This window comes from Pseudomonas fluorescens, from assembly GCF_000730425.1.
Lineage (GTDB): Bacteria > Pseudomonadota > Gammaproteobacteria > Pseudomonadales > Pseudomonadaceae > Aquipseudomonas > Aquipseudomonas fluorescens_X.
Genome location: NZ_CP008896.1, coordinates 6,026,296 through 6,044,038, shown reverse-complemented (window position 1 = coordinate 6,044,038; position 17,743 = coordinate 6,026,296). Strand labels below are relative to the sequence as shown.

Annotated in this window: 14 protein-coding genes and 1 pseudogene; 8 read left to right on the top strand and 7 right to left on the bottom strand. The window is 60.5% G+C overall.

All coding sequences use genetic code 11. The annotated features are described in order from the left end of the window. The 4 genes from HZ99_RS27195 to HZ99_RS27180 are packed head-to-tail and all read left to right on the top strand — an operon-like array spanning position 1 to position 3,483. On the top strand, positions 1-921 hold the full coding sequence (locus HZ99_RS27195) for a metal ABC transporter substrate-binding protein (protein ID WP_038447680.1): 921 nt from the start codon (positions 1-3) through the stop codon (positions 919-921). Continuing rightward, positions 918-1,664, top strand: a complete 747-nt coding sequence (locus tag HZ99_RS27190) for a metal ABC transporter ATP-binding protein (protein WP_038447677.1) — start codon at positions 918-920, stop codon at positions 1,662-1,664. Before HZ99_RS27195 ends, HZ99_RS27190 begins: the two co-directional genes overlap by 4 nt. Beyond that, positions 1,661-2,560 (top strand): metal ABC transporter permease, encoded by a 900-nt coding sequence (locus tag HZ99_RS27185; protein ID WP_038447674.1) that lies wholly within the window; start codon positions 1,661-1,663, stop codon positions 2,558-2,560. Before HZ99_RS27190 ends, HZ99_RS27185 begins: the two co-directional genes overlap by 4 nt. Next, positions 2,560-3,483 carry a metal ABC transporter solute-binding protein, Zn/Mn family gene (locus HZ99_RS27180; protein WP_038447671.1) on the top strand — a complete coding sequence of 308 codons (924 nt, stop codon included), beginning with the start codon at positions 2,560-2,562 and terminating at the stop codon, positions 3,481-3,483. Before HZ99_RS27185 ends, HZ99_RS27180 begins: the two co-directional genes overlap by 1 nt. 157 nt (positions 3,484-3,640) lie before the next feature. Here HZ99_RS27180 and HZ99_RS27175 read toward each other — a convergent pair whose 3' ends face one another. The 5 genes from HZ99_RS27175 to HZ99_RS27155 all read right to left on the bottom strand — a co-directional run bounded on the left by HZ99_RS27175 (position 3,641) and on the right by HZ99_RS27155 (position 8,409). Next, a complete protein-coding gene (locus tag HZ99_RS27175; protein ID WP_038447669.1) occupies positions 3,641-3,865 on the bottom strand; it encodes an MbtH family protein in 225 nt (74 codons plus the stop codon). 79 nt (positions 3,866-3,944) lie between these two features. Beyond that, positions 3,945-5,357, bottom strand: a complete 1,413-nt coding sequence (locus HZ99_RS27170; RefSeq protein ID WP_038447666.1) for an aspartate aminotransferase family protein — start codon at positions 5,355-5,357, stop codon at positions 3,945-3,947. Positions 5,358-5,512: 155 nt separating this feature from the next. Continuing rightward, positions 5,513-6,286: an N-acetylmuramoyl-L-alanine amidase gene (locus HZ99_RS27165; RefSeq protein WP_038447663.1), complete on the bottom strand. Its 774-nt coding sequence runs from the start codon at positions 6,284-6,286 to the stop codon at positions 5,513-5,515. 123 nt (positions 6,287-6,409) lie between these two features. Next, positions 6,410-7,732: an ATP-binding protein gene (locus HZ99_RS27160; RefSeq protein WP_038447660.1), complete on the bottom strand. Its 1,323-nt coding sequence runs from the start codon at positions 7,730-7,732 to the stop codon at positions 6,410-6,412. Further along, complete coding sequence (locus HZ99_RS27155; protein ID WP_038447657.1) at positions 7,729-8,409, bottom strand: response regulator; 681 nt, start codon at positions 8,407-8,409, stop codon at positions 7,729-7,731. The genes HZ99_RS27160 and HZ99_RS27155 overlap by 4 nt, the downstream gene beginning before the upstream one ends. 171 nt (positions 8,410-8,580) lie before the next feature. Here HZ99_RS27155 and dsbD point away from each other — a divergent pair, with 171 nt between their 5' ends. Genes dsbD through dsbG form a run of 3 tightly spaced genes read left to right on the top strand, consistent with a single transcriptional unit; the run spans position 8,581 to position 11,917 of the window. After that, complete coding sequence (gene dsbD, locus HZ99_RS27150) at positions 8,581-10,311, top strand: protein-disulfide reductase DsbD (protein ID WP_038447656.1); 1,731 nt, start codon at positions 8,581-8,583, stop codon at positions 10,309-10,311. Continuing rightward, positions 10,311-11,180, top strand: coding sequence for a TlpA disulfide reductase family protein (locus HZ99_RS27145; RefSeq protein ID WP_038447653.1), 870 nt, complete (start codon positions 10,311-10,313; stop codon positions 11,178-11,180). The genes dsbD and HZ99_RS27145 overlap by 1 nt, the downstream gene beginning before the upstream one ends. Then, positions 11,156-11,917: a thiol:disulfide interchange protein DsbG gene (dsbG, locus tag HZ99_RS27140; RefSeq protein ID WP_038447651.1), complete on the top strand. Its 762-nt coding sequence runs from the start codon at positions 11,156-11,158 to the stop codon at positions 11,915-11,917. The genes HZ99_RS27145 and dsbG overlap by 25 nt, the downstream gene beginning before the upstream one ends. A 59-nt stretch (positions 11,918-11,976) precedes the next feature. Here dsbG and HZ99_RS27135 read toward each other — a convergent pair whose 3' ends face one another. After that, complete coding sequence (locus HZ99_RS27135) at positions 11,977-14,646, bottom strand: hypothetical protein (protein WP_038447648.1); 2,670 nt, start codon at positions 14,644-14,646, stop codon at positions 11,977-11,979. A 160-nt stretch (positions 14,647-14,806) separates the two neighbouring features. On the opposite strand from HZ99_RS27135, the pseudogene HZ99_RS29355 reads away from it, so the two are divergent. Next, a pseudogene (locus tag HZ99_RS29355) lies at positions 14,807-14,905 on the top strand (thiol:disulfide interchange protein DsbG); the annotation flags it as partial. 98 nt (positions 14,906-15,003) lie between these two features. Here the strand turns inward: HZ99_RS29355 and HZ99_RS27455 are convergent. Then, positions 15,004-17,589 carry a hypothetical protein gene (locus tag HZ99_RS27455; protein ID WP_051903261.1) on the bottom strand — a complete coding sequence of 862 codons (2,586 nt, stop codon included), beginning with the start codon at positions 17,587-17,589 and terminating at the stop codon, positions 15,004-15,006. Positions 17,590-17,743 lie beyond the last annotated feature (154 nt).

Below are 17,743 nucleotides of genomic sequence, written 5' to 3'. Positions count from 1 at the left end.
ATGTCTATGTCATCTCCCTTGCTCCGCCTGCTGCTGGTGGGCCTGTTCAGCCTCCTGCTGACGCCCCTGGCCAATGCTGAAGCGGCCAAGCGCCTGCGTATCGGTATCACCCTGCATCCTTATTACAGCTACGTGGCGAATATCGTCGGCGACAAGGCCGAAGTGGTGCCGCTGATTCCGGCCGGTTTCAACCCCCACGCCTACGAGCCGCGCGCCGAAGATATCAAGCGCATCGGCACCCTGGATGTGATCGTGCTCAATGGGGTTGGCCATGATGATTTCGCCGACCGCATGATCGCCACCAGCGAACGCCCGGGCATCCCGGTGATCGAGGCCAACGCCAATGTGCCGTTGCTGGCCGCCACGGGCAACGCGGCCCGCGGCGCCGGCAAGGTGGTCAACCCGCATACCTTCCTGTCCATCAGTGCCTCCATTGCCCAGGTCAACAACATCGCCCGGGAGCTGGGCAAGCTCGACCCGGACAACGCCAAGACCTACACCCAGAACGCCCGCGCCTATGGCAAGCGCCTGCGCCAGATGCGCGCCGATGCCCTGGCCAAGCTCACCAGCGCACCCAACGCCGACCTGCGCGTGGCCACGGTGCATGCCGCCTACGACTACCTGTTGCGCGAGTTCGGCCTGGAAGTCACCGCCGTGGTGGAGCCGGCCCATGGCATCGAGCCAAGCCCAAGCCAATTGAAGAAGACCATCGACCAACTGCGCGAGCTGGACGTGAAGGTGATCTTCTCGGAGATGGACTTCCCGTCCACCTACGTCGAGACCATCCAGCGCGAGTCGGGGGTCAAGCTGTACCCGCTGTCACATATTTCCTACGGTGAATACAGTGCCGAGAAGTACGAAGTGGAAATGACCGGCAACCTCAATACCGTGGTCCGGGCCATCCAGGAGTCGGGGGCATGATGGCGGCTGAACACCTGAACGTGGCGAACATCGGCCCGACAATCGAATTCGACAACGTCTCGCTGACCCTGGGCCGTACCGCAATCCTCGACAACGTCAGCTTCCAGGTGCGACCGGGCAGTATCCACGCCCTGGTCGGCCCCAACGGTGGCGGCAAGAGCTCGCTGATCAAGACCCTGCTGGGACAGACCCCACACCTGGGCCAGCTGAGCCTGCACTGGCCGGGCGCCACGGGCACCATCGGCTACGTGCCCCAGGCCTTGGAGTTCGACCGTGGCCTGCCGATGACCGTCGATGACTTCATGGCCGCCATGTGCCAGCGGCGCCCGGCGTTTCTCGGCGTGTCCCGGCATTACGCCGGGGCGATAGGCCAGGCGCTGGAGCGCGTGGGCATGCAAGACAAGCGCAAACGCCGGATGGGCGCGCTGTCCGGCGGCGAGCGCCAGCGTGTGCTGCTGGCCCAGGGTTTGATCCCCGCGCCGCAACTGCTGGTCCTCGATGAACCCATGTCGGCCCTCGACGAAGCCGGGATCCAGGTGTTCGAACGCCTGCTGGGCGACTGGCGGCAGGCCGGGATTACCGTGCTCTGGATCGAACACGACCTGGAGGCCGTGGGTCGCCTGGCAGAGCGCGTTACCGGCCTGAACCGCCGAGTGCTGTTCGACGCCACACCCAGGGAAGCACTGATCCCGGAACGCCTGCTGACACTGTTTTCCACCCATCCACGGAGTGCAGCCCAATGAGCTACGAAGCCTTTCGCTTGATGGTCCAGGGCTGGGCCTCGTCCGGCTACCTGCCACAAGCCCTGGCCTACGGGTTTGTGGTCAACGCCCTGCTCGCCGGCCTGCTGATCGGCCCGGTGTTGGGCGGCCTGGGCACGCTGGTGGTGGTCAAGCGCTTTGCGTTCTTCTCCGAAGCCGTGGGCCACGCGGCACTGACCGGCGTAGCCGTGGGCATTTTGCTGGGAGAACCTTACACCGGGCCTTATGGCAGCCTGTTCGGCTACTGCCTGTTGTTCGGCATCCTGCTCAATTACCTGCGCAACCGCACCGGCCTGGCCCCCGATACGCTGATCGGCGTGTTCCTCTCGGTGTCCCTGGCACTGGGGGCGAGCCTGCTGCTGATCCTCGCGGGCAAGATCAACGTGCACATTCTGGAAAACGTGCTGTTTGGCTCGGTCCTGACCGTCAACGGCAATGACCTGCTGGTGCTGGCGATTGTCGGGGCACTGGTGATGGCCCTTGCCCTGCCGCTGTACAACCGCATCATGCTGGCCAGCTTCAACCCGCAACTGGCCGCCGTACGTGGCGTGGCGGTGAAGACCCTGGACTACCTGTTTGTAATCCTCGTCACCCTGATCACCGTGGCAGCAGTCAAGGTCATCGGGGCGATCCTGGTCGGCGCGCTGCTGGTGATTCCGGCCGCTGCGGCACGCTTGTTGAGTCAGTCGCTCAAAGGTTTCTTCTGGGTCTCGGTGGTGATTGCCACGGTCAGCACCCTATGCGGGATTTTGCTGCCGATCATCTTCGACCTGCCCATTCCATCCGGCGCCGCGATCATCCTCGTGGCCGGCATCGCCTTCGCCCTGGCCGCCATTGCGCGCGGCACGGTCCCCAGCCTGAAAGGGAATCTTGGATAATGCGCCCTGCTCTACGCCCCATCGCCCTGGCTATCGCTTGCCTGATCAGCCCCCCACTGCTGGCGGCCGACAATGCCAAACCGCTGCCGGTCACAGCCCAATCCGCCAAACCGGTCAAGGTCCTGGCGGCCTTGCCAGTGACCTACGGGCTGGCCGAGACCTTGCTCAAGGGCACCTCGGTCAAACTGGAACGTGCGGCACCGGCCAACTTGCCGGGTTCACGCCAGACCTCTTACTTTACCGGCCGTGGCGCGCCCGCCCTGCACACGCTGGCGCTGGACGCCGACGCCGCCGTCGGCCTGCGTTCGCTATGGCCGGACGACCCGCTGTACCCGATAGCCCGGCGCAGCAATATCCGCATCGTCGAAGTGGACGCGGCACGCCCGGTAGACGGTGGCTTGCCGGGCGTGGCTCTGCAACCGGGCGCGGTGGATGGCCTCAACAGCCAGCCGTGGCAATCGAGCAACAACCTGGGACGCATGGCCGATGTCATGGCCGCCGACCTGAGCCGCCTGGCCCCCGCTGCCAAGGCACAAATCGACAACAACCTGGCCAGCCTCAAGCAACGCCTGCTCAAGCTGACTGCCGACAGCGAGGCACGCCTGGCCCAGGCCGATAACCTGAGTGTGGTCAGCCTGAGCGACCATTTTGCTTATCTGGTGAGTGGGTTGAACCTGGAACTGCTCAGCACTGATCCACGGCCGGATGCCGAATGGTCTGCCGAGGCACTACAGGCGCTGAGTACCAGCCTGAAGGATAACGACGTGGCGGTGGTGCTGCATCATCGCCAGCCAGCCGAGGCGGTGAAGGCGGCAGTCAGCGCGGGGGGCGCGAAACTGCTGGTGCTGGGTACTGACGGTGCGGATCCGGTGGCGGAGCTGGAGGGGAATGTGGATCAGGTGATCGGGGCTTTGGTGCCCTGAACCTGCGGCGTGTCCAGAGTTAGTTGCCAACGAGGTTCCCTGTAGGCGGGCTGGCCTGCGATGGCGGAATGTCAGCCAAAGAGTGTATTGGCTGGTACACCGCTATCGCCTGCAAGCCGGCTCCTACAGGGCAAGGCAGTTTGATCTGGCTTTAGCCTCAGCCAGCCACTGCCTGCGCGTCCATCTTCTGCCGTAAGCTCAGCGGCCGCATATCAGTCCAAACTTCTTCGATATAGGCCAGGCACTCTTTCTTCATCCCGCTTTTACCCACGGTGCGCCAGCCCTCTGGCACGGCCTTGTAGTCAGGCCAGATGGAATACTGTTCTTCATGGTTGACCACTACCTGGAACAGGATGTCTTCACGATCAAATACTGAGGTCATTGTGGTTCTCCGTCACTCAAAGGCTGCCACGCACTGCGCGTGGCTGATGTATGTAGGAACGTATAGCGGCGCCGAAAAATTAGAGGCTCGCCACAGCCGCCGCCAACGCCCGCCCGAAGATCTCAGCCACGCGGTCGACTTCTGCGGCAGTGATGACCAGAGGCGGCAGGAAGCGCACCACGCTGCCATGACGCCCGCCCAACTCCAGGATCAACCCGCGCTTGAGGCATTCACGCTGTACCAGGGGCGCCAATTGTCGATGGACCGGCGGGTGGCCTTGGACGTCAGGCGCGCCGCTCGGGTTGACCAGTTCCACCCCGAGCATCAACCCACGCCCGCGGATATCCCCCAACTGCGGGAAGTCCCGTTGCAGGATGCGCAGGTGTTCAGCCAGGCGCTCACCCATGGCCGCCGCGTGGTCGGCGACGTTATGGTCCTTGAGGTAACGCATCACCGCCGACCCCGCCGCCATCGCCATCTGGTTACCACGGAAGGTCCCGGCATGGGCACCCGGCAACCACGTGTCGAGCCACTCGCGATACACCACTACCGCCAGCGGCAAGCTGCCACCAATGGCTTTGGACAACACCACCACATCCGGAACGATGCCGGCATGTTCAAAGGCAAACATCTTGCCAGTGCGACCGAACCCGCTCTGGATTTCGTCAACGATCAACGCCACGCCGGCCTGCTCGGTAATCCGCCGCAGGCCACGCAGCCAGTCGAGGTCGGCAGGAATCACACCGCCCTCGCCCTGCACCACTTCGACGATCACCGCTGCCGGCAGCAACACACCGGCCTCCGGGTCATTGAGCAGATTTTCCAGGTAATGCAGGTTGACCTTGACCCCTTCCACCCCGCCCAGGCCGAACGGGCAGCGATAGTCATAAGGGAATGGCAAGAACTGCACGCCATTGGCCAGCAAGGCCCCCAATGGTTTTTTCGGCCCCAGGCTGCCCATCAGGCTCAATGCGCCCTGGCTCATGCCGTGATAGCCACCCTGGAACGACAACACCGTGCTGCGTCCCGTGGCGGTACGCACCAGTTTCAGCGCGGCTTCCACCGCATCGGTGCCGGTGGGGCCGCAAAACTGGATCTTCGCCTCCCGGGCCAACTCTGCCGGCAACAGGCTGAACAGGTCTTGCACAAACTGATCCTTGACCGGCGTGGTCAAGTCCAGGGTATGCAGGGGCAACTCGTCCAGCAGCACCTGCTGGATCGCCTCGATCACCACCGGATGGTTGTGTCCCAGCGCCAATGTGCCGGCCCCAGCCAGGCAGTCGATGAAACTGCGGCCCTCAACGTCCTCGACATAAATGCCCTTGGCCCGCTTGAGTGCCAGGGGGATACGCCGGGGGTAGCTGCGCGCATTGGACTCCTGCAGCCGCTGGCGAGCCAGCAACGGTGATTCATCGAACTGGTAAAGCGTTTCCACTGGCGTCGGGCTGGCCGACACCTGCAAATTTTCAATGCGGCTGGTAGCGACTGACATCTCTAGATCCCTCAATACGCTGATGATGGTGACCAAACTGCCAACCCGTTGACGTCTGGCCCCCGAAGGGCATGCGCACGGATTTCCTGTTCTGGAAACGCTTCAGCGGCGTGAGGATTTACACCTATGCCTGCGAAAAACCGGCAAATGACCGGTCACTCGCTGGCACTGGTGTACTTTTCATTCAGCGCATAGAGAATCGCGCAGGTCTCGATATCCAGTTGCCCGCGATAGTCGCCAGGCCGAAAGTGCATCTGGAAGGCCCGTACCCGTTGCTGGAACGCCTGGCGGTTTTTTGCCGGCGCGTAGCCGTAGCGCTGGAACGCCCGTTCAATCTCCACCTCCGGTGGCAACCCCATGCGAAAGCGCCGCGCATAGGCATTTTTGACCTCTTCATCGAACCAGGCACCAATACCCGCCTCGAACAAGCTGTACCAGGGCAACCGTGGCCCGGGGTCACTCTTGCGCCAGAACGCCACATCCGAATGGCCAACGATATCGGTGGCGCCTATCTGCGGATGACGGGCGCAAATATCGCGAATCAGCGCGATCAGCACCTCGATCTGCTGCAAGTCATAGTCAGGGAAGGTAAATACTCCACCCTCATCGCGGGCCAGGTTGACGATCTCGATGCCGATAGAGCAACTGTTGACGTTATCGCGGCCCGCCCAATGACTGGCTCCCGCATGCCAGGCGCGCTGGTGTTCGTCCACCAACTGAAACACCCTCAGCTCGTCGTAGCCGGCGTCTCGATAACCGGCTTCACGGGGATCGGGCAGCAGATAATGGGCGCTGACACCCTGGCGGGTCAGGGTGCGCAGGGAGGAGGCAAAGGGCGCGGCGGTGTAATGCACCACCAACTGGCGCACGGTTTCGCCATTGCGCTGATTAAAGTCTTTGGCGGGGTAAGTTGAATCGATGACCAACATAGGTGCTGTCCTTTTCAATACAGGCTGATTCATTCAGCCGGCAAACCTGCAAACACAAAAATTACCGCCATCCTGAAGCGTCGGGCCTGAGGATGGCGGTAGTTATGTGTATGCAAGGAAAGATCAGCGCCGCAGCGGCATGCCCAGGTCGACCCGCAGGCCATCAGGCTGGCTGTCAAAGACCAGGGAACAGGAGCAGCGCTGGACAATCGCCTGCACGATGGCCAGGCCCAGGCCACAACCGCCGCTGTTGCCATTGCGCCAGAAACGCTGGGTCAGGTGTTGCAAGTCCTCGCTGGAGATGGGTGCGCCATGGTCGCGCACGCGAAACACCACGTGATTGCCCTGGGTGAACACGTTCAACTCCACCCGCGTATCGGCCGGGGTGTGACGCAGGGCGTTATCCAGCAAGTTGCGCAAGGCGGCAACTGCCAGGCCCACGGGCATTTCCACCGGATTTTGCGACAGCTTGTCCTCCAGGATCAGGTCGATGCGCCGATTATCCCCGGCATTGGCATCCTGGATCGCCAACTGCGCCACCTGTTCGGCGCTGGACTGCAGGCCGTCATCAAACGACAGGCTACCCTCGACCCGCGCCAGCAGCAGCAATTGCTCCAGGGTGCGGTGCAGGCGATCGGCGCCCTCCTCGGCATGGGCCAGGGATTGGTCGCGGGCAGCGCCGTCGGTCATGCGTGCCACTTGCAGATGGGTCTTGATCGCCGTGAGGGGGCTGCGCAGTTCGTGGGCGGCATCGCCGGTCAACCGGCGCTCGCGCTCGATGGTCTTGGCGATGCGTTGCAGCAGTTGATTCTGGGTATCGAGCAACGGCTTGAGTTCGCTGGGCAACGGGTGAATCTGCAACGGCTCCAGGGAGTCGGCGCTGCGGCGCATCAAGGCGTCACGCATGCGATTGAGCGGCACCAGGCTCTGGCCGATCCCCAGCCATAACAGGCACAGGCAACCCAACAGGGCCACGCCCACCGGCACCGAGGCCGCCAGCAGGATCGACATGTTCAGCGCCTCGCGCTCCACCTGGCGGTCGGCGGTGGTGATAAACAAATCGCCCCGGGCCAGGGTAAAGCTGCGCCAGGCGGCACCGTCGATCACCTGGTCGCGAAAACCGCTTTGCCGAGACTCCAGCCCCTGGTCCGGGGTGGTGTGACTGCGGGCCAGCACCTCACCACGCAACGAGCTGACCTGGCACGCCATGCCACCGGGCACGTTCAGTTGCTCGGCGCCAAAGCGCTTGCCCTCGCCCACGCTGGCCAGGCCTGGCATCTGCTCCATCAGCCCGGCCACCATGCGCGCCGATGCCACCAGCCGTTGATCCAGGGAAAACATCATCTGGTTGCGCAGGTCGTTGAGCATCCAGGCCGCCGCCAGCACCCAGATCAGCACAAAGGCGGCGCCCAGTTTGAAGGTCAGGCGCAGGCGCAAGCTCGTCACGAAGCGTCCTCTCCACCGTCTGCCGGGCCCAGGCGATAGCCCAGGCCACGCACGGTCTCGACAATGCCGTTGCCCAGTTTGCGACGCAGGTGGTGGATATGCACGTTCAAGGCGTTGCTTTCCAACTCATCGTTGAAGCCGTAGACGCTGTCCTTGAGCTGCTCGCTGGACAGCACCCGGCCGCGGTTGTGCAGCAGCGCCTGCAACAAGGCCTGTTCACGGCGGGACAGGTCCACCGGTTTGCCGCCCAGCAGGGTTTCGCGGCTGCTGGGGCTGTAGCTCAACCGACCATGCTCAATCAGGTCGACACTGCGCCCGGCCACCCGGCGCAGCAGGGTTTGCAGGCGTGCAGCCAACTCGCGCAAGTCGAAGGGTTTGAGCAGGTAATCGTCGGCACCGGCTTGCAGGCCATCGACCCGGTTGGTCACAGAATCCCGTGCGGTGAGAATCAACACCGGGATCTCCAGGCCTGCGCTGCGCTGTTGTTGCAGCAGTTTGAGACCATCTTCATCCGGCAGGCCGAGGTCCAGTACCATGATGTCGAACTGCGCCGCCTTGAGCATCGCCCGGGCAGCTGCGGCCGTGCCCACACGCTCGACCGTAAAGCCCTGGGCACCAAGACCGGCAACGATGCCACTGGCAATCAGTTCATCGTCTTCACAGACCAGTACGTGCATGGTGAGCCCTTTGCAAAAGTGCTGATTTAAAGGTTGGCGGATTAAGCGCGCATTATGCCGCTAAAAGATGCACACCCAGATTATCCCTACACTCTAGAATAGCCCGGTTAATCATCGGTTAATCAGCACCACACATTGTGTGCCCCACTTGCATCGAACTAAGGCTTGACCATGCGGCATCTGTTTATCTTCCTGTTGGTGTTGTTCAGCGGATTGGCCCAGGCCGCACCTGGCAACAATCCTTTCGAGGCCAAAGCCGAATTCCTCCCGGTGGGCAAAGCCTTTACTTTTACCTCTGAGCGCCTGGCCTCTGGTGAAACCCAGCTGTATTGGCAGATTGCCGATGGTTATTACCTGTACCAGCAACGTATGAAGTTCGAGGGCCTGGCCCAACAGCCGGTGCTGCCACAAGGCGAGGCCCATAGCGACGAGTTCTTCGGCGAGCAACAAGTGTACCGCCAGGGCCTGGAAGTGAAACTTCCGGCCGGCGCCACCGGCAAGATCAAGCTGGGTTGGCAGGGTTGTGCCGATGCGGGCCTATGTTACCCACCGCAATCGCTCACTGTAGACCTGGGCGGCAACCCTGCCGCGGCGGCTGCCGCCGAGGCCCAGGATGAAAGCCTGGCCAGTGGCTTGCAACAACGCAGCCTGGGCTGGAGCCTGCTGGTGTTCTTCGGCCTTGGCCTGTTGCTGGCATTTGCCCCTTGCTCACTGCCGATGTTGCCGATCCTCGCCGGCCTGGTAGTAGGCAGCGGCGCCAGCCCACGCCGTGGTTTTGCCCTGGCCACCAGTTATGTGGTGTGCATGGCCCTGGTGTATGCCGCACTCGGCGTGCTGGCCGCGCTGGCAGGCAGCAACCTCGCTGCGTTGCTGCAAACTCCCTGGATTCTCGGCAGTTTCGCGGCCCTGTTTGTGATCCTGGCCCTGCCAATGTTCGGGTTCTTTGAACTGCAACTGCCAGCCTTCCTGCGCGATCGCCTGGACAATGCCACCCGCAAGCAAAGTGGCGGCAGCCTGGTCGGGGCTGGCGTGCTCGGGGCCTTGTCCGGCCTGTTGGTGGGCCCGTGCATGACCGCCCCCCTGGCTGGCGCCCTGCTGTACATCGCACAAAGCGGCAACGCCCTGCACGGCGGCCTGATCCTGTTTGCCATGGGCATCGGGATCGGGGTGCCATTGCTGCTGCTGGTGACCGTGGGCAATCGCTTCCTGCCCAAGCCTGGCAATTGGATGAATGTGCTCAAGGGCGTCTTCGGCTTCCTGTTCCTGGCGACCGCCGTGCTGATGATTCGCCCAGTGGTCGACGAGAGCCTGTGGCTTGGCCTGTGGGGCGTGCTGGCCCTGGTCATGGCGTACTGCGGCTGGAGCCTGGCCCGTGAGTACGGCCTTGTCGCCAAGGCACTCGGCGCCGGTTCCCTGGTACTGGGATTGTGGGGCGCCATCCTGGTTATCGGCGCAGCCGGTGGCAGCGATGACCTGTGGCAACCCCTCAAGGTCTTCGGTGGTTCCCCCGTTGCCAGTGCACCAACGGCCCATGACGCCTTCACCACGATCAACGAGCCCGTCGCACTGCAAGCCCAACTCGACAGCGCCAAGGCCCAGGGCCAATGGGTGCTGCTGGACTACTACGCCGACTGGTGTGTGTCATGCAAGATCATGGAAAAACAGGTGTTCGGCCAACCCGAAGTGCTGGCTGCACTCAAGGACGTGCGCCTGCTGCGCCTGGACGTCACCGCCGACAACGCCGCCAGCCGCGAGCTGCTGGGCCGCTACAAAGTCCCCGGCCCTCCGAGCTTCGTATGGATCGGCCCGGACGGTGAAGAACGCCGCGCCCAGCGCATCACTGGCGAAGTGGATGCCGCTGCCTTCCTGCAACGCTGGACCCAGACCCGGGACGCACGCTGATGCTGACCTTGACCATCGGCACCTTCGCCATCGCCCTGAACCACTTGCTGCTGATCACCGCGCTGATCCTCGCCACGTTGGTCGGCTGGCGCGTGGCCAAGCGGGGGGGCGAGAACCCTGAGTCGGTGCTGTTCAGCCTGTTCCTGCTGGGCATGTTCAGTGCGCGGGTCAGCTTTGTCCTGATGTATTGGACCTATTACCGTGACGATCCGCTGCAAATCGTCGACTTGCGCGACGGTGGTTTTCTCGCCTGGCCTGGGGTGATTGCCCTGCTGCTTGGCGCCATCCTGTGGGGCTGGCGTCGCCCGGCCCTGCGCAAACCGTTGAGCGCAGGCGTCATCACCGGCCTGGCTTTCTGGGCACTGGCCAGTTTGTCCCTGAGCATATTCGAGCGAGGCACCCGCCTGCCGGACATCGCCTTGCGTAATGCCGATGGCGAAACCGTGCAACTGGCCGACTACCAAGGCGGGCCGCTGGTGATCAACCTGTGGGCCACCTGGTGCCCACCCTGCCGGCGGGAAATGCCGGTTCTGGAAAACGCTCAGAAACAACGGCCTGACGTAACCTTTTTGTTCGTCAACCAGGCCGAAAGCATGCAAAGCGTCAGCACCTACCTGGCGACCCAGGGCCTGAACCTGGACAACGTACTGTTCGATGCCAGCGGCCGCCTGGGCCAGGCGGTGGGCTCCATGGCCTTGCCCACCACGCTGTTCTACCAAGCCGACGGCCGCCTGATCAACAGCCACCTGGGCGAGTTGTCCCAGGCCAGCCTGGCCCGCGCCATGGAATCTTTCGACCCCTCGGACTCGACCGCCGCCCAGCCGGCCACAACAAGGAAACCCCTATGCCCCGCCTCCGCCACCTGCTGACCCTGTTGCCCCTGACCCTGGCCGCCAGCCTCGCACACGCTGAAGAATGGCCCGCACCGATCAAACAGATCGAAGCCAAGGGCGCCAAGATCATCGGCAGCTTCGATGCACCGGGCGGGCTCAAGGGCTACGCCGCGCAGTACCAGAACCGTGGCATGGCGCTGTACCTGACCGCCGATGGCCAACACGTCCTTGCCGGCAACCTGTACGACGCCAAGGGCAACGACCTGAGCACCGCGCCCCTGGAAAAACTGGTCTACGCACCAATGGCCAAGGAAGTCTGGGCCAAGATGGAACAGAGCAGTTGGATCCAGGACGGCGATAAAAATGCACCGCGCACCGTCTACCTGTTCAGCGACCCCAACTGCCCATACTGCAATATGTTCTGGGAACAGGCACGGCCCTGGGTCAAGGCTGGCAAGGTGCAGTTGCGGCACATCATGGTCGGGATCATCCGCGAGGACAGCCCCGGCAAATCGGCAGCGCTACTGGCCAGCAAAGACACGGCCCAGGCCCTGCAAGAACATGAGTCTGCGGGCAAGGCGAGCAAGCTCAAGGCGCTGGCCAAGATCCCGGCCGAGATCCAGGCCAAGCTCGATGCCAATATGAAGCTGATGGATGAATTGGAGTTGTCGGCCACCCCGGCGATTTTCTATCTGGATGACAAGGGGCAGTTGCAGCAACAGCAAGGGGCGCCGTCGCCGGATAAGTTGGGGAAAATTCTTGGGCCGAAATAACGGTACAACAGCCACTAGCAAGTGAATGCCCGCACGAGGCGGGCATTTTTGAACAACCGTTACAACTCTCGAACGCGAATGTTATCCACTGCGTAATCGTTACCGATCCCTGTCGCAATATGGTTGTAAAGTTCAAGACTCATGGTCGTCGCCGTTGCTGTGAAGACGCCTAGCAAAGTTCTCCATTCCTGGCCAGGAATGGGAGTACGGGCGACTACAGTCTTGCCTGCCGCCAACATCGACACCTCAGGTACAGACGGTGAATTATTGACGCGCCGGATAGATATACTGAATTCATAGTTTCTGTTGATCTCAAGTCCCGAGTAATTTCTGAACAAAAAGACACCCGCCGAGTTATCGGTATAGGTCCAGTTGTACAGGAACCAGTTGCCTTCTTCGTGCTTGATCACCAAGTCTTTGGGATCTGCGGCAGCCGGGCCTTTTTGCCAACCATTCCAGTTTTCGTTATCAAACGTGGTGAGATCATCGAATGGCAACCTAACCGTCAGTGGCAATATCGGGAACACCACTGAATCACTCTCATGGGTACTGCCATCCGGCGTTACCTTGCAGGTGAAGGTCAAACTGCTTAGATTTTTTAACGACTCAAGCTCGTTTCGTTTCAGGACCTCTTTCAAGCCCGCACTGACCTCAGCAGCCGTCACCGCCTTACCCAAGTACACATTCAATAGGTATGCACTGCCATCTTTCTTGGTTCCCGCCCCCCGCAACCAAACTTTCTGATCTGGCAAGATGAACCACCACTGTTCAACAGTGATATCCGCGTTCCCGGCAAAGGTGCGCAAGTCGAGGATATTATTCGTCGCCTGCGGTACTACCGGAGTTGGCAAACGCACAGGGACACTTATCGCCAGATTCAAATCAGCTGAAGTGGCCCGCTTACAGGCGCTGGTGACGGTGTAATTAATCGTGATCGTTTTACCGATCCCGTAGATCACGGCTTCGCGAGAGATCTGGAAATCCACGTACTTAGGATCACTGCTGCCGGGCTTCGACATCAACGGCAGGCAAGTGCCATCCGCCCTTTTCCAACAGACACTGATCGCGTGACTAGGATTGATCAGGTCGTACGCCACCCGCACCGTCACACCCTCACGCCCGTTGTACACCGTGAGTTGCGACCCCACCGCTTCACGCACCGTAGGCGCCATGAGCACGAGGTCCTCCTGGACGATATCCAGGGTCAGTACCGGGAACTCCTTGGCGCTGGCTTTATCCATTTGCCCGTTGAAATTCACGGCAAAATGCACCTTGAAGGTGCTGCAATCGGCCAGCCTCTGCAATTCGTTGCGGGCCAATGGCGTGTTGACGCCGCTGGCCAGCCACTCGGCGCTGACCGGTTCACCCTCCAGCACCTGGAAACGGTAGGCACTGCCATCTTCCCGTTCTCCGGTGACCCACAGCCAGCAAAATTGACCCAGGGCCATGTAAGGCCAAGGCTCGACCGTGGCAGTGGCGTCACCGGAGAACGTATTGAGGTCCAGAGTTTGGCCCGTGGCCTGCTCGACCTCCGGCGTCGGCAGCCCAGTGATATCGAGGACGTTCACTTGCCGTGGCGGTGATTGCCAAGGCCCGGTGCCGCTGTGACTTACTGTGTAGGTGAGCGTGACAGTTTGACCAAAGTTGGCACTGAAAGCCGAAGACGCTACAGGAAATTTCAGGCTGGTTTCATCTGGCTGCACCGTACGGCACTCAAGAGGCGGTGAGCCCGCCCCGGGTGTGCCCACAAACGTGGGACACACAATATCTCCGGCATCGATCCCCTCATAGGTGATCACGATATGCCCGCCGTCAACCGTATTGATCGGATTCACCACCCAGCCATCGCCATCGCAGTCCACCGATTCTTTGAGGTGTGGCGGCGGTAAATCCAGCGCCGGGTCCACCCGCAACAGCGTGGTAGTGCGCAGGTGGAAATCCTGGGCATTGATGGGCAGCGGATTTTCATGGACAGGGTCATCTGGTGCAGGCAGCACCGGCGCAGTGCCGTCCCAGATCACCCCCATATGAATTGTCAGCGCCGAGTAGTCATCCAGTCGCGACATCCAGCCACGGGCCAACCAGAACTCGAAGACATGATCAACATGGGCTTGAGCGGCGGTCACCACATGATCAAAGGACACCCAGATGAATCTGTACGGTACCTGGTGCTGGTTACCGGCTACGGTGACAAACAGCCGCTGCCCGGCCTGAATCATGGGCCAGGCCTTGATCCGTATGGTTTCATCGCCCTGGAACTCGTACATGTTCAGCCACCATGTACTCCATTCCAATCTGGAGTGCAGGAATACAGGCAATGACTCTCGAAGATTCTCTTCCCGGATCTGCTGGATTTCCAACTCCAGGACCAACGACTCTTGAAGGCGCCCGTTCACCGTGGCCGAATACTTGACCAGCACCGTGTGCCCGATGCAAGTACTCACCCATTGCCAGGGGATGGCAATTTCAATTCTGCCGCTGGTACTGCCAGGCACCACAATCGGCTCAAACGCAGGCAGGGCCTGATCCTTGATAGCCCAATACAAGGTAACAGGTGCAGCCTGCATGTTCGCAACCGTGATCGTGGCATGCGTACCTTTGATCGCCTTGATCGGGTCAAGCACGTTGTTGTTTTCTGCGTACTGAATCTGCGGGTAGGGTAATTCGGCGCTAGGCACGTCCGAAACTTCAGGGGCGGCGGATGTTCTGGGTGATGTTTGTTTAGCCACGATAAGACCTCCTGTCCTAGGATAAATAACGTTCAGTACCGGCCAAGCAAGCCTGGGAACCAGTGTTATCTAGCGCTTGGAGAGAGCGTCTTGCCTACTGTCAGAATTGACAGTTTTACTCAAAAAAGTGCGCTTTGCCGACCAGTGGCCCCTCGTACATTTTTGGGAACACGCGCGGACTTGGGTGAACATCAGCAACGTGCAGTTGCGGCAGATCATGGTGGGGATCATCCGTGAGCACAGCCTGGGCAAGTCGGCTCCGGCAAGTTGAATCAGACTCTTGCCCCATCAACCTGAAAAAAGAATACCCACACGCAGCGGGTATTCGAGTACTCCTCACAACAAGACTCAAACAGCCTAAGCTCGGTAAGCCATCGTAAAATTATCGATAAACGAATAATCCTCGGCGGTAACTTCCATCCTTGAAATCAGTTGGCCATTTGCAGGTGAATAGTCAACCCAGAACCCTCCCCTGTTTTCGTCAGGGTAATTGCGCACCGCAAGCACGTGATTCTGTTCATCATAGAACGTCACACTGCCTGGGCTTTGCTTCCATGACCAACCAAACTTCACAGCCTCCAGCTTGTGTTTAAAATCGAATCGATGTATTTGCGGCGGTACCGTATGAGAGACGTACTGACACATCACATAGCATTGCCCAGAGTAATATTGGTCGTTACCGTAAGGCACGATTCCCGCCAAAGAAGGGCCTGAAATAAATGTCACCGTCATGGTTGGCGTGTCGACGACACCACCGACTTTATAGGTACGGGTGGCCTGCGCTTCAAACCGTTCCTCAATAACGACAACGGGTCTTCTTATTATCAGTTCCCGCGGTGCAAACTCCACAGCCTCGTTTTCCTTAATGCTTCCATCGGCCGTTACCTTACAAGTGAGTACCAGAGGCGTGTCATGCTTTAGCTTCTCAAGATCCAATCGTTTGAGAACTTCATTCAACCCTGAACTCACGTCTCCCTGTGTAACCTCCTGTGCCACCGCGATATTGATGGTATAGGCACTTCCATCAATGTTGGTTCCGACGCACCGCAACCAGACTCTTTGTCCCGGCAGGATAAACCACCAAGCTTCGACGCGAACATCAGCATCCCCTGCGAAGGTGCCCAGGTCGAGGATGTTGTTAGTCGCCTGCGTCACCACCGGCGTCGGCAAACGCACCGGCACACTGATCTGCAGAGGCAAGGTCCTGGAGGATGCCAATTTGCAGGGGCTGGTAACGGTGTACAGGATCAGCACCGTCTTGCCAGCAGCATGAATCACCGCTTCACGGGGGATCGCGAAATCGACATAGCCTGGCTCGCTGTTACCGGGTTTTGGCTCCAGTGGCAGGATCGTACCGTCACCGCTGACCCACTGCACATTGATCCTGTGATGGGCGCTGATCCCGTCGTATTCGACCCGGACAGTCACCCCATCCCGGCCGTTCCATATCGTCAATTGCCCGTCTACGGCTTCGCGCACGCTCGGAGGCTTGAGGTCCAGGTCTTGCTGCACGATGTGCAGCCTCAGCAGCGGAAATTTCTTCGCACTGTCCCGGTCCAACTGGTCGTTGAAGTTCAACGCAAAATGCACCACGACGTCACTGCAATCCGCAAGCTTTTGCAATTGCTGGCGCGACAACGGCGTATCGACGCCACTGGCCAGCCACTCCTCGGTTACCGGTTCACCTTCCAGCACATCAAAGCGGTAGGCGCTGCCATCTTCCTGGTCACCCGTGATCCACAGCCAGCAAAATTGGCCCAACTCGATATAGGGCCAGGTCATCACCGTGGCCGTGGCATCGCCGATGAAGGTATTGAGGTCCAGTGTGCTACCCGTGGCCTGTTCCACCGCAGGTTTGGGCAGGCCGCTGATATCCAGCACTTGCACCTCTTTTACTGGCGATTCCCAGTAACCGCCACAAACGCGCGACACGCTGTAGGCCACCACTATTTTCTGGCGCAGGTTGGCACTGATCGCCGAGGCCGGCACCGCAAACTCCAGGCTCTGTTCACCGCCCACAACCGCACGGCATTCCAGCACCGGCGAGCCGGGCCCTGGCGCGCCGGTAAAGGTCGGGCACACCCAATCCCCCGGGCACATGCGTTCGTACGCTACCCGAATATGTGCGCCGTCCACCGTGTTCACCGGGTTGAGTAGCCAGCCGTCGGCACCGCAGTCCACAGACTCGACGAGATGGGGGGCGGTCAGTTCCAGGTGGGGCTCGGTGAGCAGATTCACCAGCAGCGAAGGAAACCCCCTGTAGACCGGTCTCGATTCGTTGCGCGGCAGGAACTCGACACTGAAGAGAATATACAACTCGCTGTCATGCTTGAGTGCCGCCAGTTCGGCCCTGGGCAGGGTCCTGGTCCAGCCGTTAAGCACATCGTCTTCGGTAATCGGCGCATCATCAAAAGGAAACAGCCTGGCTTTTGAACCATCCGGGTAGACGCCACCGATATAGAGCTGGACAAGTTGCGTGGTACCGATAAACGGCCAGGGCGCAACATGAATGGTCACGGGGTCATCACAGCACAACCGGCCCAGGTCCAGAGTGTTGAGGGGCGCCTCGAAGATCTGCGGCCGAGGCAAATTGGAAGGCAGCACAATCCGGACCACGCCTTCAGGCGACCGGTGTTCCTCATCATCCCGGCTAACGGTGTATGAAAAAAACGCGAAATTATCCAGGCGCATGCCCACGTACAACGGCGGAACATGAAAATCGATAGATCCCTCTTCCACGCCGTACTGGGGGGCGATGGGCGCGCAACTCCCTACCGTGGAGACCCAACACAGGTTGATACGGTCGGTGCTGCGCATCCCCTCGTAACCGACACGAACCGTGGCACCTTCCAGCAATCGAAGCGGGTCGACCTCTCTTTGGCCTTCAGCCTCGACCAGCACCGGTGCGGGCAGTTCTACAACCTTGGATTTTGAATCAGGCATGGGGAAACTCCTTTTCAGAAAAGATCGGGCGTCTACAGGCCGGCACTGCTTACCTGCAATACGGTCCATCACATCCTGAAAAAAGAGAGTCTTCTACTGTCATAATTGACAGTTACCCACGAACAAGCCTGTCCAGCCGACCAGCGGTTATTCC